The organism is Rubrobacter tropicus (assembly GCF_011492945.1).
In the GTDB taxonomy this organism is placed as follows: Bacteria; Actinomycetota; Rubrobacteria; order Rubrobacterales; family Rubrobacteraceae; genus Rubrobacter_D; species Rubrobacter_D tropicus.
Window position 1 is genome coordinate 1373664 of the sequence record NZ_CP045119.1, and the last position, 14925, is coordinate 1388588.

Consider the following 14925-nt stretch of genomic DNA (forward strand, 5'->3'; position numbering starts at 1 on the left):
TTTTGTTCTGCTGACGGCCCGGCCTCTTGCCGGAACGCTTGTCCTCCCGGGATACCTCGGGAGGGGTGGGTGTAGTTGAGGTGTAGGTTTATGTATGACCTGGACCAGAAGGTGAAGGCCCCCGTCTTGTAACGGGGGCCTTTGTGTTGCATATTTGGGAGTCCTATGGAGCGTCGGGGGAGGATGCGGAGCGTAGAGACGGGGGCCGACGCGGCCCGCGTGCCGCCGCATGACCTGGATGCCGAGCGGGCGGTAATAGGGGCTTTGCTCGTCTCGGAGACCGCTGTGGCCGCTGTGGCGGAGCAGCTCACGGCCGAGGAGTTTTACTCGGAGACGCACCGGATCATCTACGGGGCTATGATGCGGCTCTACTCGCGCGGGGACCGCATAGACCAGATCACGCTCACGAACGAACTCAACTCCATAAACGAGTTCGACCGCGTCGGCGGCCGGGCCTACGTCTTCCAGCTCGTCGAGAGCGTCCCGACGGCCTCCAACGCCGCCCGCTACGCCGAGATAGTTCGCGGCAAGGCGCTCTTGCGCTCCGTCATAGACGTCGGCAGCCGCATAACGGAGGACGCCTTCCGCGAACCCGAGGACGTAACGGAGGCGTTGGACTCAGCCGAGCAGCTCATCTACGGCGTCTCGAACAGGACGCTAAAGCAGCACCTGGCCCCGGTCTCGGAGCTCGCGCCCGGGGCTCTGGAGATGATCCAACGCCTCTACGAACAGGAGGGCGAGGTAACCGGCGTCGAGGCCGGATTCGAGGACCTCGACCGGCTCACGACCGGCTTCCACAAGAGCGACCTGGTCGTCCTCGCCGCCAGGCCGGCCATGGGGAAATGCCTGAGCGCCGACGCCGAGATCGTGCTCGCCGACGGCAGCGTCAGGACCATCGAGGAGATCTTCCACCAGCGGAAAGCGCGACTGATGACGCTCGGGAACGGTCACAAGCTTTCCTGGACCAGCCCGAGCGAGTTCATAGACGACGGGGTGAAGCCCGTCTTCCGGGTGACGACGCGCCTCGGGCGTGAGATCAAGACGACGCTCACCCACCCGTTCCTTACGATGGGCGGATGGCGAAAGCTCGGGGAGCTTTCGGTGGGCGACCACGTCGCCGTCCCGCGCCGGATGCCGGTCTTCGGAGACAAACCGCTCGGTACCCACCGCGTCAAACTCCTCGCCTACATGCTCGGCGACGGCAACATGACCGGACGCACGCCCCGCTTCACCAACGCCAACCCGACCGTGCGCAAGGACTTCGCGGATGCCATCGGCGAGTTCGGTGGTCTGTACTTTCGGGCCGAGACCTCCGACGGCACGCGGACGCCGACGCTTTGCGTCTGCTCCGACCGCGTGGTCGTTCGACGGCACCGGGAGGAATTTGCCAGGACGTTGCGGGCTGCGGCGCTGCAGTCCGGCCGTCCCGCCAGCGAGCTCGCCGGCCTGGTGGGGGTCAGCCCGGCATCGGTAACCAACTGGACCCTGGGCAAGACCGTTCCGAACGAAGCCACCGCGCTCAGGCTCCGCGGGGCGCTCTCCGAAATTTCCGTGGCCCTTGAAGTCTCCGGCCTGGACCGGGCGCGTACCAACGCCCCGAACGCGCTGCGGCGCTGGCTAGACGGGCTCGGACTGTGGGGATGCGGGGCGAAAGACAAATTCGTTCCTGACCTCGTTTTCCGGACCCCGCGCGAAGAGCTGGCCTTGTTCTTGAACCGCCTCTTCGCGACCGACGGGTGGGCCACGGTACTGGCTTCCGGACAGACCCAGCTAGGTTACTGCTCAGTGAGCGATAAGCTCGCCCGGCAGGTCCAACACTTGCTGCTGAGGTTCGGTGTGATCTCCTCGCTACGAGAGAAATCCGTGAAGTACGGAGGCGCACGTCGCCCGGCTTACCAGCTGGACATCACCGGCGCGGACTCGATCCGTGCCTTCATCCAGGAGATCGGCATCTTTGGCAAAGAAGAAGCCGTGGTGCGTGTCTCTGAAGCCCTGGAAAACAAACGCCGCCACGCCAACCGGGATCTGGTACCGCGCGAAGTATGGAAGCTCATCGACGAGGCCAGGGAAGGTGAGTCGTGGTCCTCATTGGCCCGGCGGGTGGGCCACGGTCCGGGGCACAATCTCCACGTCGGCACGCGGTCCCTCTCAAGAGAGAGGCTGGCCCTGTTCGCCGAAGCGCTGGACGATGAAGGCCTGCGAGATCTCGCCGGTAGCGACGTGTACTGGGACCGCATCGTCAGCATAGAGCCGCTCGGCCTCGAGCAGGTGTACGACCTTACAGTCCCCGATACCCACAACTTCGTCGCCAACGACGTCTGCGTCCACAACACCGCGCTTGCTTTGAACGCTATATGGCACGCTGCTGGCGAGAAAAAGATGCCGGTTGCGATCTTCTCTCTGGAGATGAGCAAGGAGCAACTCGTGCAGCGCCTCATCTCACAGACGACCCGCATACCGGCCCAGGCTTTGAGGAGCGGCAACGTCAAGGCCGAGGACTGGCCGAAGCTCCTCAGGGGCGTGGCGCAGGTCAGCGAGGCTCCCATTTGGATCGACGATACAGCGGGTGTTACGTTGATGGAGATGCGCGCGAAGGTGAGGCGCCTCGCGAGCCAGCTCGGCGCCACCGGTGGGCCGCCGCTCTCGCTCGTCGTCGTGGACTATTTGCAGCTCATGATCGGGCAGGGCAGCCGCAACGACAACCGTCAGCAAGAGATCGCCGAGATCTCCCGCGGTTTGAAGGTCCTCGCCCGCGACCTCGACGTCCCCGTCCTCGCCATCGCCCAGCTCTCCCGCGCCGTCGAATCCCGCCACGACAAACGTCCCATGCTCTCGGACCTCAGGGATTGTGTGACCGGGGATACGCTGGTGTTGCTCGCGGACGGCCGTCGCGTGCCCGTGCGAGAGTTGGTTGGAGCGACGCCGCGCGTGCTGGCGATGTCGCCCGGAGGGAAGATCGTGGAGTCCGAGGCCGACCGCGTGTGGTCGGTGGGACGGCGTCCGGTCTTTACGGTGAGGCTCGCCAGCGGACGCGAGGTTAGGGCCACGGCCAGGCACCGGCTTTTCGGCGCTGACGGTTGGATACGTGTGGGAGAGCTGCGTCCTGGCGACAGGCTCGCGCTGGCTCGTGGCGTACCGGAGCCGGAGGCCGCGGGAAGATGGTCCGAGGCACGCCTGGCGTTGCTGGGGCACCTGATCGGGGACGGCAGCTACTTGAGCGGCCAGCCGTTACGCTACTGCACCGCCTCGGAGGAGAACAGCCGCCTCGTCGCGAAGTCGGCCATAGAAGAGTTCGGCGTTCGGGTGAACCGCCACGCGGGAAGGGACAACTGGCACCAACTCGTCTTGAGCGGCAACGGCAACCGCTGGCATCCCGCGGGTGTGAACCGTTGGCTGCGCGAACTTGGCATCTTCGGCCAGAGGTCCCACGAGAAACGCATCCCCGAACCCGTCTTCGGGCTCGGCAACGAGTCCATCGTTGTCCTGCTCAGGCATTTGTGGGCTACCGATGGGACGATCTTTGCTCGCAAACCGGGGACGCACGGTTCCTCCACGATCTGCTTCTCCACCAACAGCAGGGGCCTCGCGGACGACGTTGCCGCCCTGCTTCTGCGCATCGGCATCGTGGCCCGGCTTCGTGAGGTCGACCAGGGCGGACACCGCCCGATGTTCACGGTCTCCGTCTCCGGTACTCGCGACCAGAGACTCTTCCTCGATCAGGTGGGAGCCTTCGGTCCCCGTCGCGAGGGGGCTGAGAAGCTCGCGCGACTCCTTGCATCCCGTCGCGATGGAACCAACGTGGATACACTGCCCGCCGAGTTCTTCGCAAAGGTGAAGGCGAGCATGGCAGCCCGTGGTGTCTCCCACCGCGCCATGTCGCTGGCGAGAGGCACGTCCTACGGCGGCTCGTCGCGGTTCCGGTTCGCACCATCTCGCACACTGATGGCCGAATACGCCAGCCTGCTCGAAGACGAAACGCTGCTCGCCGACGCGGAGAGCGATCTCTTCTGGGACCGGGTGGTAGAAGTGGTGCCTTCGGGAGAGGAAGAGGTCTTCGACCTAACCGTTCCAGGACCGGCTTCCTGGCTCGCCGACGGCATCGTCAGCCATAATTCGGGCGCCATCGAGCAGGACGCGGACATGGTAATGTTCTTGTATCGAGACGAATACTACAATCCCGAATCGGACGACAAGGGCATAGCGGAGGTCATCGTTGGCAAGCACCGCAACGGGCCTACGGGCAAGGTGCAGCTCGCGTGGCTGGAGCAGTACACCAAGTTCGCCTCACTGGCCCGCCGCGGCTAGCGGCGTCCATGCTCCGCGGCTCCGTCCAGCCACCGGCCAGAGCGTCCTTGGCCGCTGACAAGCTGAAGCGCTGACCGGCTGACAAGCTACCTGATCTTCGTCCCCATGGCGTGGTACCCACCATCGACGTGAATGAGCTCCCCGGTGGTCGCGGGCCACCAGTCGGAGAGGAGGCTCACCACCGCCCGCCCGACCGGCTCGGGGTTCGTCGTCTCCCATCCCAGGGGCGCCTGCCTGCCCCACTCGCCCTCTATCTCCTCGAAGCCGCTGATGCCCTTGGCGGCCAGGGTTTTTACTGGGCCTGCCGAGACCAGGTTCACCCTGATGCCCTTCTCGCCAAGATCGCGGGCGAGGTAGCGGGAGGTAGACTCCAGGGCCGCCTTTGCCACGCCCATCCAGTCGTAGGAGGGCCAGGCCACGCGGGCGTCGAAGTCGAGGCCGACGACGGAGGCCCCTGGTTTCATCAGGTCCGAGAGGCCGACGGTAAGAGCCTTCAACGAATAGGCCGACGTCTGGACGGCCGTCGCGACCGAGGGCCACTCGGCCGTGAGGAAGTTGCCGCCGAGGGCGTCCTCGGGGGCGAAGGCGATGGCGTGGACGACGCCGTGGACCTGCCCCCAGCGTTCTTTCAGGTCGGCGGCGACGGCCTCGATGTCCTCGGGCTTGTTGACGTCCAGCTCAAGAATGGGGGGCTGGGGATCCAGCTTTCTCGCTGTCCTTTCGGTGAGGCTGCGGGCGCGGCCGAAGCTGCTCAGAACCACCTCCGCGCCCTGTTCGGCCGCCAGCCGCGCCGCTGAGTAGGCTATGGACCGGCGGTCCAGGACACCCGTAACCAGCACCTTCTTGCCTTCTAGCAGTCCAGACATCTCGCCTCCCGGGGCTTCGTCCCTCACAAAGTCCGGCACAGTCTACGGAAAGAGCAAAGAGCTTTCAGCGGTCAGCTATCAGCCAGTCGTCTCGATCCGTCACGCCGCCCGTTGCCCGAACCGTCGGATATGGCGCCGCCCGGTGGGGACCTGGGCGGCAAGAAGCTGACAGCTGATAGCGAGGGGCTGCAAAGCAGGCCCGACGCGTGCTGATAGCTGACCGCTCTACTCGGTCGTCTCCTCCTGCGGGCGTTGCTGCTCGTAGGAGTCCGTGACGCGGGCCTCCCAGGCCAGCAGGTCGTCCCGGAGGTCCTCTATCTTCTTGTCGCCCTGCTCTTCGATCAGGTTTTTCTTCTCTTCGGGATCTTCCGAGAGGTCGTAGTACTCCTCGCCGCGGTTGCCGTAGGAGTAGATGTACTTCTTATCCCCGTCGATGCTCGCCAGGCAGGTGCGCTCGTGGTAGCAACTCGCCACGAGCCTTCGGTCCTCCGGCGGAGAGAGAAGCGAGAAGCCGGGGTAGTCGCCGCCTTCCACCCTGTACCCGAGCATGTCGGCGACCGTCGGCAGGACGTCGAGTTCGTTGACGTTCTCCTCGACGCGTCGCGGTTCGGGGTTCTTGGGATCGTGGACGAGGAGGGGGATGTGGAGGCCTTCCTGGTAGATCGTGTTGTCGTGCTGCTTGAGGCCGTGTTCGCCGAAACCCTCGCCGTGGTCGCCCAGGATCACGAATATGGTGTCCTCGTAGAGCCCGAGGTCCTTGTACTGGTCGAAGAGCTTCTCCAGAAAGAAGTCCTGGTAACGGACGGTGTTCAGGTACCTGTTCAACTCCGGGTCTGACGAGTACTTCTTCGTGCCGTAGCGCTGCGGGACCACGTAGTTGTGGTGGGGGGTGACCGTCAGGTACGTGGTCATGAACGGGCCGTCGTCGGCGTTCTCTTCGAGCCAGGCGCGGCTGGGCTTCAGCATGATCTCGTCCTCGAACCCGAAGTAGTTGACGCGCTGGTAACCCGTCTTGCTCATGTCCTCTATCGCCTGGAAGTGCCCGTACCCGAAGTTGTCCACGAGCTGGGGCCTGCGCTCGAAGGTCTCGGTGGCCGACTGGAAGAAGGCGCTGTTGTAGCCCTGCTCTTCCAGGAGCTCCGGCAAACACCGGGCCGGGATGATGCCAGGCTCGGACTCCGTCTTCTGGGTGTCGAGGGGCGGAGGCACCCCGCAGGCGGTCGCCACCAGCGCCTTTGAGGTGTGCGGGACCACGGCGTGGGCCCGCTCCGCCATCAGGCTCTCTTCGGAGAGTTCGTCCAGGAACGGCGTCGTGTCGATCTCGTCGTTGTACGCGGTCGTCGATTCCGCGCGCGTCGACTCGAGGAAGACCAACACCACGTTTCGTTTCTCGGTCTCGGGCGTGGGGGAGAGGCTCGTGTCCGTCGGGAGGGATTCCGGGGAGACGTTCGCCTCGACCTCCGTCGTGGCGACCTCGTTGACCACCATGTTCGCCAACGGGTCCCTGGCGAAGGCGTTGCCCGCGTTGGTCACGCTCGGCACTACCGAAAGGGAGAAGAGCAGGACGGCGGCCAGGCCGACGGTGAGCGGGGCCCGGCCCGGGCTCCCCGGGGCGTCCGGCTGGGGATCCCAGGTGCCGGTAAACAGGCGGGTCAGCAGGGCCGGGCCCGCGAGGGTGTAGAAGAGGATGACGGAGACCAGGGCCCAGTGCAGGGTCGTCGTCTCCGAGCCGATGGCGCCCTGGATCTCCCCGATCGAGGAGATCGAGACGAGCACGAAGCTCAGGTCCAGCGTCGAGCCCGTGGTCGTGTAGAAGAAGTGGGCGCTGGTGGTCAGGATCACGACCACCACGACGGCGAGGTGAAACAGGATCAGGACCGCGCGCCTGGGCCAGCCGCCCCTCACGACGGCGAAGACGCCGATCCAGAGCGCCGCGAACCCGAGGTTGAAGAGGAGGTCGGAACGGACCTGATCCAGAAAACCGAGAAAGCCGGGCGGGTCCGGACGGGTGACTATGCGGACCACTTTGAGCACGAGGTTGTAGACGACCAGGGGCACGAGTAAGCTCGCGAGGTAGATCCAATCCCCACGCGTCAACAACCTGTCGAGGCGCTTCACGACGCCCGCCCTGCCTTCGTTTGCCGCCTCAAATGCGGCAGAGTTTAACAAAATTTTCACACGAACCCGCCCTCGCAGACCACGCCGCAGGCCCGAATCCTCTCAAGAAACCTCCATGATTGACCGGCGGCGTAACGGGTAATATTGTACGGGCAGTTTGGGTGACTTGGAAAGGGAGCCCGTGCAAAAGGCGAGCAGGTAGCGGTTCGGGTCCCAGCGGGGCCTACCGCGTCCGTGAACAGGCCTGCCGCATGACACGAGGAAAGGGAGAGTGATGGCTGAAGAGACCGAGATCCGCACTTACGAGCCGCCGGAGGAGTTCGCCCGGCAGGCCAACGTGGACGATGCTTCGGTGTACGACGAGGCGGAGAAAGATTACGAAGGATTCTGGGAGAAGCGGGCGAAGGAGCTCCACTGGTTCAAGGAGTGGGACCAGGTCCTCAACTGGGACCCGCCCGAGGCCGAGTGGTTCGTCGGGGGCAAGCTGAACGTCGCCTACAACTGCCTGGACTACCAGGTCGAGCAGGGCAGGGGGGACAAGACGGCCATCCTCTGGGAGTCCGACGAGCCGGGCGAGGGGAAGGCCTACACTTACTCCGAGCTCACGGCGGAGGTAAAGAAGTTCGCCAACGTGCTCAAAGGGTTGGGCGTCGGGAAGGGCGACCCGGTCGCGATCTACATGCCCATGATCCCCGAGCTTCCCATCGCCATGCTCGCCTGCGCCCGCATCGGTGCCCCGCACTCGGTCGTCTTCGGCGCCTTCTCTGGCGACTCTTTGCGCGACCGCATAAACGACTGCGAGGCGAAGGTCCTCGTGACCGCCGACGGCGGCCCCCGCGGCGGCAAGACGGCGTACCACAAGAAGAACGCCGACGAGGCCCTCAAGGACACTCCCTCCATCGATAGCGTGGTCGTCGCTAAACGCGTCGGCGAGGACGTGCCCATGACGGAGGGCCGCGACCACTGGTGGGAAGACCTCGCGGCCGAGGCCGAAGACGAGTGCCCGGCCGAGGAGATGGACTCGGAGGACATCCTCTTTATCCTTTACTCCTCCGGCTCGACCGGCAAGCCCAAGGGCATCGTGCACACCACGGGCGGCTACCTCACCCAGGTCAAGGCCACGACCAGGTGGGTCCTCGACGTCAAGGACGACGACGTCTACTGGTGCCAGGCCGACATAGGGTGGGTCACCGGCCACTCCTACCTCGTCTACGGGCCCCTCAGCAACGGGGCGACTACCGTGCAGTTCGAGGGCACGCCTAGCTACCCCGGTCCCGACCGCCACTGGGACCTCATCGAGCGGCACGGGGTGACGATCTACTACTCGGCCCCGACCGTGATCCGGGCGTTCATGAAGCAGGGTACCGAACCGCTGGAAGGGCACGACCTCTCCAGCCTTCGCCTGCTCGGTACGGTGGGCGAGCCGATCAACCCGCGGGCCTGGGAGTGGTTCCACAACAACGTCGGCAAGGGCAACTGCCCCGTCGTGGACACCTGGTGGCAGACGGAGACGGGCGCCATCATGATAGCGCCCCTCCCCGGCCTCACGAAGACCAAGCCGGGCAGCGCTACCCGTCCCTTCCCCGGCATCTCGGTCGACATCTACGACGAAGAGGACAACCCCATAGAGGGCGCCGGCAAGGGCAACCTCGTGATCACCAGGCCCTGGCCCAGCATGCTCCGCACGATCTACAAGGACCCCGAGCGTTACCGCAAGACGTACTGGGAGCGGCTCGGCGACAAGTACTTCGTCGAGGACGGCGCCGAGCGTGACGAGGACGGCTACTACACCATCACCGGCAGGATCGACGACGTGATGAACGTCTCGGGCCACCGAATCGGCACGATGGAGGTAGAGAGCGCGCTCGTCGGCCACGAGTCCGTCGCCGAGGCCGCAGTTATCGGGCGCAACGACGAGGACAAGGGCCAGGCCATCGTCGCCTACGTCATCCTCGAAGGCGACCGTGAGGGCGACGAGGAGCTAATCAAGGAGCTCAACAACCAGGTTAGAAAGTCCATTGGCCCCCACGCGAGGCCGGAGGAGATCATCTTCACCCCCGACCTCCCGAAGACGCGCAGCGGCAAGATCATGCGCCGCGTCCTCCGCGGCGTCGCCGAGGGCCAGGAAGACCTCGGCGATACCTCGACCCTGGCCGACCCCTCGGTCGTCGACGACCTGAAGGCGGCCCGGCAGTAAAGCCACCGCCCAACCGGACGCGCGCCCCGACGGGGCGGGGACCAGAGATCCCCGCCCCGTTTTTGGCCCCCGCCGGGCCCGCGTCCTGGCACCTCATTAGAACTTTCTAAGGCTTCCGACGTACGGGTATGTAGTAGAATATCCGCAGTAAATCTTCCCTAGGAGGAACAAGAGTTGGGCGGTATCGGTTTCGGTTACCTGTTCATTATGATCATCGGGGCCCTGATCTCGGGCGCCGCGGCGCTGTGGGTGAGGAGCTCGTACAAGAAGTACTCCAAGCAGAGGAGCAACAGCGGCCTCACGGGGGCCCAGACGGCGCGCATGATCCTGGACCGCAACGGCCTCTCGAACGTCCGCGTCGAGCCCGTGGCGGGCACGCTCACGGACCACTACGACCCGCGCAGCAAGGTGGTGAGGCTCTCGGAGGGCAACTTCAGGGAGAGCACCATCGCGGGCGTCAGCGTTGCGGCCCATGAGGTCGGACATGCGATACAGGATGCCTCGGGTTACGTGCCGATGAAGCTGCGCTCCGGGCTCGTCCCGATAGTGAACTTCGGCGGCCAGCTCTGGACGCCGCTCTTCTTCCTGGCCATCATCATGGGCGTCTCGACGGGCATAGGCCAGCTGTTCATCCAGCTCGCCGTCATTGCCTTCGCAGGCGTGTTGGCCTTCCACGTGGTCACGCTGCCGGTCGAGATAAACGCCTCGACCCGCGCCTACGGCCTCTTGACCCGCTACGGTATCCTCTCTGCTACGGAGGCAGGCGGCACCCGCCGGGTCCTTACGGCGGCGGCCTTCACCTACATAGCCGCGGCCCTCACCTCGCTTCTCACGCTGCTCTACCTGTTCGCCCTGAGCCGCGAGTAGGCGAAACCCGAGCCGATGGACGGGGCGGGGCTTTAGGGCCCCGCCCTTTCTCGTGCCACGGCTCCCGCCCTCGACCCGCAACTTGAGGTCTGCGGCCCGGGGTCTCGAACCGCCCGGGCGGCACGCGGAAACAGGTTGTAGAATATGCCCGCTATGGAAGACGTTCGTCGGATAACGAAGAGGCGGCGCAGGCTCCGGACCGTGGGGGAGCCGCACCCGTGGGAGCCCCGCCACATGCGCCTGGCGGGCGTGCGCGTCGCCGAGTCGGTTGGGAAGCCGGCGGCCCGGCGCAACGTCACTTTGGGCGTCGTGAAGCACCTCTGGCGCTCCCCGGTCCCCTTCGTCGGGTTCTACCCGCCCGAGGGCGTCAAGGTCACCGAGCACCGCAAGTACGTCCCCCGGTCGCCGCGGCGGGTGGACGACACCGAGTACCTGGCCGGCGTCGAGGCCCACAAGAGGTCCTTCGCCAAAGACCTCCAGGACGGCATGGTCCCGTCAGGACACCTTCCGGGCTACTTCGAGGTGCCGACCGACGAGGGGTGGCGGATCACCCTGGATCTCGTAGAGGGACGGCTGGAACTGGCAGACGCCTGGGGGCTCGGAACCGAGTCGAAGGTGGCCGGGGACCTCGCCCCCTTCGTCTGGGCTTACAGGCATTGCGGCTTCTGCATCGTCAGCGTCTACGACAAGGACGTCGACGGCCTGCGCGACGACCTCCTCTTCGTCGCCAAACGCCAGGGCGTGGAACTCAGGTGGACCAGAAAGGCCGCTTAAGAGCGGTCAGCTATCAGCGCGCTCCGGCTTCGCCTCCGCTCTCAGCCATCAGCAAAAGCCAAGCGAGCTGAAAGCTGACCGCTGAAAGCTGGCAGCGCGATTCGCGGAGCAAATCGCCACAAACAAGAGCGCTTACAGGAACGATTCTCAAAAAAGTACACCTAAAGATGCATCTGGTGGGCGCGAGGCGTTAGAATGTTTGGGTATAATGGTGCCACCCGGCACGAGGTGTTGGGGGCAAAGGGTCTGTTAGAGAGGTAGAAGAGCCAGATGCTTTTGAGCCACAACACCGGGGGATTCGCCGCGACGACCGCGCCCGAAGGGTTCAGCCTCGAAGATTTCGAGGAGGTTGGCCTCAGGACGGTGGAGCGAAGGTTTTCGCCCAAAGACACCATCTTCGCGCCGGGGGACCCCGACGATCAGCTCTACTTTCTTCTTTCGGGCACGGTTCGTCTGTACAAGATCTACGGCGACTTCAAGGAGGCGACCACGGCGCTGCTCAAGAACGGCGGCATCTTCGGCAAGCTGAACCTCGTCGAGGGCCGCTGGCAGAACGTGTTCGCCGAGGCCGTCACGGAGGCGCGGGTCGCCGGCGTTCAGAAGAGCTCGCTTGAGATGGTCATAAAGAGGGACCCCGCGTTTGCCCTGAAGCTCTTCTCCTCTTTCTCGGAGCGGCTCCGCCAGTCGGACGAGGTCATAGAGAGCCTTCTGCACCGGGAGGTCTCGACCCGGCTCGCTACTCTGCTCAGCAACCTGGACGACCGCTTCGGCCGGGAAAACGGGAAGGGTTCGCTGATAGACGTGCGGCTCACGCACCAGGATCTCGCCAACATGATCGCCTCCACAAGAGAGGCCGTCTCCAAGGTGATGAGCGAGCTCCAGCGCGAGGGCGTCATAGAGAACCGCAACCGCCGCATAGCCATCCTCGACCGCACGGCCCTCGCCGAGCACGCCTCGAGGCTCTCGGGCCTCACCGTCGACGGACAGACACAGATCTAGCGCCGGCAAAGCCGGCGCGCACGCTGCGCCCTTCGGGCTCCGCTTTCAGCCCGGCGCCGTTGGCGCCTTGTCAGCACGCTCCAGCCTTCGGCTTCCACTCTCAGCACGCCTCCCTGCGGGAGGCTTTCAGCCCAGTCGTCCGTAGGCGTCACGCTTTATGACACTCGAATCGCAGCGCCATACGTGGCCCGGTTGGGCTTCGCACGGCAAAAAGCTGAAAGCGGAGGCGCAGCCGGAGCGGGCTGAGAGCGAGGACTGCGAAGCAGGCCGATGCCTGCCGAAAGCGAAGCCCTTAGGGCGCAGCGTGCCGAAAGCTCGCGAAGCGAGCGTGCTGCGCCGGAAACCTTTCCGGCGCGAGGGCGTATACTCAGTCCGATATGGATTACGCATCTGCTGTGGCGGTGGGAGGGTGGCGGACGAGGCTCAAGGGCCTCTCGGTTCGGCGTGCCGGCCTCGAGGACAACGAGCTCGTTACGCGAACGATGGCCGGGGACGTGCGTTCTTACGAGGAGTTGGTAAAGCGCTACGAGCGGCTCGTCGGGAAGGTGCTCTATCCTTACGCCCGCCGCGAGATCTCCGTCGAGGATCTCGTGCAGGAGACGTTCTTGCGGGCCTACGACAGGCTGGAGACGTTCAACCCGGAGTACCGGTTCAAGACCTGGCTGCTCGCCATCGCCAACAACCTCGGGATCGACACCCTGCGCAGGCGCAAGGAGACCGTCGAGTTCAACCCGGAGACCCACGCCGCCGTCTCCGGTGGACCGGAGGGCGAGGCGGTGCGCAAGGACCAGTCTCGCAGCGTACAGGCGGCGGTGGCGACGTTGCCCGAGACCTACGGCGTGCCGATAGTGCTGCGCTACTCCGAGGGGATGAGCTACGCCGAGATCTCCGAGGTCCTCTCCATCTCCGTGCCGGCCGTAAAGAGCCGGCTCTTCCGCGCCCGCAACATGCTGGCCGGGAGGCTGGAGGAGGCGGGGGAGGGGGCATGAACCGCCCCGGCGGGCCCCGCTGCGACCCGAAGAGGGTCTTCGAGCTCGCCGACGGGGAACTCCCTCCCGAGGAAGGGCGCGAGGTACTGGACCACCTGGACCGTTGTCCTTCCTGCAAGAAGCTCTACATGGAAGAGCTGGAACTGAGCGCTTGCATGGGCGGGCTCGAAGTCGGGGAGACGCCTTCGGTCTGCCGGGAAGTGGCGATGGCGCTTCCGACCCGGCTGATGGGGGCCAGGGTCCTGTGGGCCGGGCTCGCGGTAGTCCTGCTGGTCGCCGTCTCGGTGGCCCTGAGCCTCGACGGAACGAACCCTGCCGCCTTCGTGCTCGACTCGGTCGGGGCCTTCTGGGGCTTCGTCTCCGGGCTCGCGGAGGTGGCCGAGGCCTTTCTCGTGGCAGCGGGACCGGCGCTTCTGGTGGCCCTTGGCGTCGGGGCCGTGTTGGATCTCCTCATAGCGGGGGTGGTGTTCTCCGTCTCGCGCCGGCGCGCGCGCGAAGCATGAGCGCCTCGGTAACCCTCAGCAGGTTCGACGCTCGGCCCCTGATCGCGGCCTCCGTCGCCCTCATCGGGTTCGTGATCTTCTTGCCGCCGCTCCCCGCGTACGCCGGGGAGAAGAGCGTCTTCGCGGACGTGGTGGTCGAGCGTGGCGGTCACACGGGCGAGGTCTCGACCGTCTTTGGAGACGCGAGCGTGCACGGGCCGGTGGCCGGGAACGTGCATTCGGCGTTCGGGGACGTCCGGGTGGGCGCCCCCGTCGACGGCAGCGTCAACTCCGGCTTCGGCGACATAAAGGTGCGCGAGCCCGTGACGGGGGAGGTGGACGCGGGGTTCGGCGACGTGTACGTGAACTCCCGCGTCGGCAGCATCGACGTGGACCACGGGGACATCCGCCTCGGGCCCGACGCCGTTGTGATGGGCCACGTCCGTCCGGGCAGCGGTGAATTCCGCCCTGACCCGGGGGCCGTGATCCACGGCCCGATGGGCGCCGGCATGATGCCGGAATTCGAGTCGTCCGGAGACGATGGGCTACTCGGTTATCTCGGCTGGTTGCTCGCCGCCGCCGGCTTCGCCGCGTGCGTCGTGCTCGCCGCCGTGGTAGCCCCGCGCGCCCTTTCCGCCTCCGCCCGGCGGGCCGAGGAGGCCCCCGGTTGGTCTCTGCTCGTGGGCCTGGTCTCCGTGCCCGCCGTCCTCGTCCTCTCCGTCGCGCTGGCCGTCTCCGTGGTGGGCGTGCCCCTCCTGCTTCTACTGGCGCCCGCCTACCTGGCCCTCGTCTTCTACGGCGCCCTGGTCGCGGCGTTCTACGTGGGCCGAAAAGTGGTGCTCGCCACCGGCCGCTACCGGTCGGGCAACGCTTCGGCCGCGGCGGTGGGCGCGATCCTCGTGGCCGCCACCACCCTGATCCCGATCCTCGGCGAGATCCTGCTCTTCGGCCTCGCCCTCCTCGGTACCGGCGCCGCGATCCTGGCCCTCGCTTCCCGACGCCGGGCACGCCGCCCCACCTACCCCTCCTACGAGGCCTTCGTCGGCGACCGCCGCGACGCGTAGAGGGTTCGCGCAGCTTCGACGGGCGAGCCGTCTGCCCGCTACCGAAACCCCGGCCCTCACGCCTCCATATTGTCTACCGGTGCTTCGGTAAAGGCGCGTCCGCCCTCCACGTTTGGCCGCGAGTCGACGGAGACAAACGAAAAGCAAGAAGAGTTCGCGGTTGCCGTGGCAACAGGGTCGCCCAGGCTAAAGCGGATGGCCCGATGGTTCGAGGATAGTCTCCGATAGGGCCGATGCCGCGAGCCGACTCGGGCGTTCGCCAGC

General features: G+C 65.8%; 10 protein-coding genes. 8 read left to right on the forward strand and 2 right to left on the reverse strand.

The features are described 5' to 3' along the window. Positions 1 to 183: 183 nt before the first annotated feature. On the forward strand, positions 184 to 4305 hold the full coding sequence (gene dnaB / locus GBA63_RS06680) for a replicative DNA helicase (protein WP_166174614.1): 4122 nt from the start codon (positions 184 to 186) through the stop codon (positions 4303 to 4305). Between the two features lie 86 nt (positions 4306 to 4391). On the opposite strand, the gene fabI is transcribed toward dnaB, so the two are convergent. Both fabI and GBA63_RS06690 read right to left on the reverse strand, forming a co-directional pair. Beyond that, a complete protein-coding gene (gene fabI, locus GBA63_RS06685) occupies positions 4392 to 5171 on the reverse strand; it encodes an enoyl-ACP reductase FabI (protein ID WP_166174615.1) in 780 nt (259 codons plus the stop codon). Between the two features lie 225 nt (positions 5172 to 5396). Continuing rightward, entirely contained in the window at positions 5397 to 7289 is a 1893-nt protein-coding gene (locus tag GBA63_RS06690) for an LTA synthase family protein (protein ID WP_166174617.1), read from the reverse strand. A 274-nt stretch (positions 7290 to 7563) separates the two neighbouring features. On the opposite strand from GBA63_RS06690, the gene acs reads away from it, so the two are divergent. The 7 genes from acs to GBA63_RS06725 all read left to right on the forward strand — a co-directional run bounded on the left by acs (position 7564) and on the right by GBA63_RS06725 (position 14661). Next, complete coding sequence (acs, locus tag GBA63_RS06695; RefSeq protein WP_166174619.1) at positions 7564 to 9486, forward strand: acetate--CoA ligase; 1923 nt, start codon at positions 7564 to 7566, stop codon at positions 9484 to 9486. A 174-nt stretch (positions 9487 to 9660) separates the two neighbouring features. Next, entirely contained in the window at positions 9661 to 10353 is a 693-nt protein-coding gene (locus GBA63_RS06700; protein ID WP_228282339.1) for a zinc metallopeptidase, read from the forward strand. A 153-nt stretch (positions 10354 to 10506) separates the two neighbouring features. Further along, positions 10507 to 11127: a hypothetical protein gene (locus tag GBA63_RS06705; RefSeq protein ID WP_166174621.1), complete on the forward strand. Its 621-nt coding sequence runs from the start codon at positions 10507 to 10509 to the stop codon at positions 11125 to 11127. A 276-nt stretch (positions 11128 to 11403) separates the two neighbouring features. Then, positions 11404 to 12126, forward strand: a complete 723-nt coding sequence (locus GBA63_RS06710; protein ID WP_166174623.1) for a Crp/Fnr family transcriptional regulator — start codon at positions 11404 to 11406, stop codon at positions 12124 to 12126. Positions 12127 to 12503: 377 nt separating this feature from the next. Further along, positions 12504 to 13115: an RNA polymerase sigma factor gene (locus tag GBA63_RS06715; RefSeq protein WP_166174625.1), complete on the forward strand. Its 612-nt coding sequence runs from the start codon at positions 12504 to 12506 to the stop codon at positions 13113 to 13115. Further along, positions 13112 to 13618, forward strand: a complete 507-nt coding sequence (locus tag GBA63_RS06720; protein ID WP_166174627.1) for an anti-sigma factor family protein — start codon at positions 13112 to 13114, stop codon at positions 13616 to 13618. Before GBA63_RS06715 ends, GBA63_RS06720 begins: the two co-directional genes overlap by 4 nt. Beyond that, positions 13615 to 14661, forward strand: coding sequence for a hypothetical protein (locus GBA63_RS06725; protein WP_166174629.1), 1047 nt, complete (start codon positions 13615 to 13617; stop codon positions 14659 to 14661). The genes GBA63_RS06720 and GBA63_RS06725 overlap by 4 nt, the downstream gene beginning before the upstream one ends. Positions 14662 to 14925: the final 264 nt, after the last annotated feature.

Excerpts from the sequence above, each read along its gene's own strand:
- dnaB (WP_166174614.1), top strand. The coding sequence starts at position 184 with ATGCGGAGCGTAGAGACGGGGGCCGACGCGGCCCGCGTGCCGCCGCAT.
- fabI (WP_166174615.1), bottom strand. The coding sequence starts at position 5,171 with ATGTCTGGACTGCTAGAAGGCAAGAAGGTGCTGGTTACGGGTGTCCTG.
- acs (WP_166174619.1), top strand. The coding sequence starts at position 7,564 with ATGGCTGAAGAGACCGAGATCCGCACTTACGAGCCGCCGGAGGAGTTC.
- GBA63_RS06705 (WP_166174621.1), top strand. The coding sequence starts at position 10,507 with ATGGAAGACGTTCGTCGGATAACGAAGAGGCGGCGCAGGCTCCGGACC.
- GBA63_RS06715 (WP_166174625.1), top strand. The coding sequence starts at position 12,504 with ATGGATTACGCATCTGCTGTGGCGGTGGGAGGGTGGCGGACGAGGCTC.
- GBA63_RS06720 (WP_166174627.1), top strand. The coding sequence starts at position 13,112 with ATGAACCGCCCCGGCGGGCCCCGCTGCGACCCGAAGAGGGTCTTCGAG.
- GBA63_RS06725 (WP_166174629.1), top strand. The coding sequence starts at position 13,615 with ATGAGCGCCTCGGTAACCCTCAGCAGGTTCGACGCTCGGCCCCTGATC.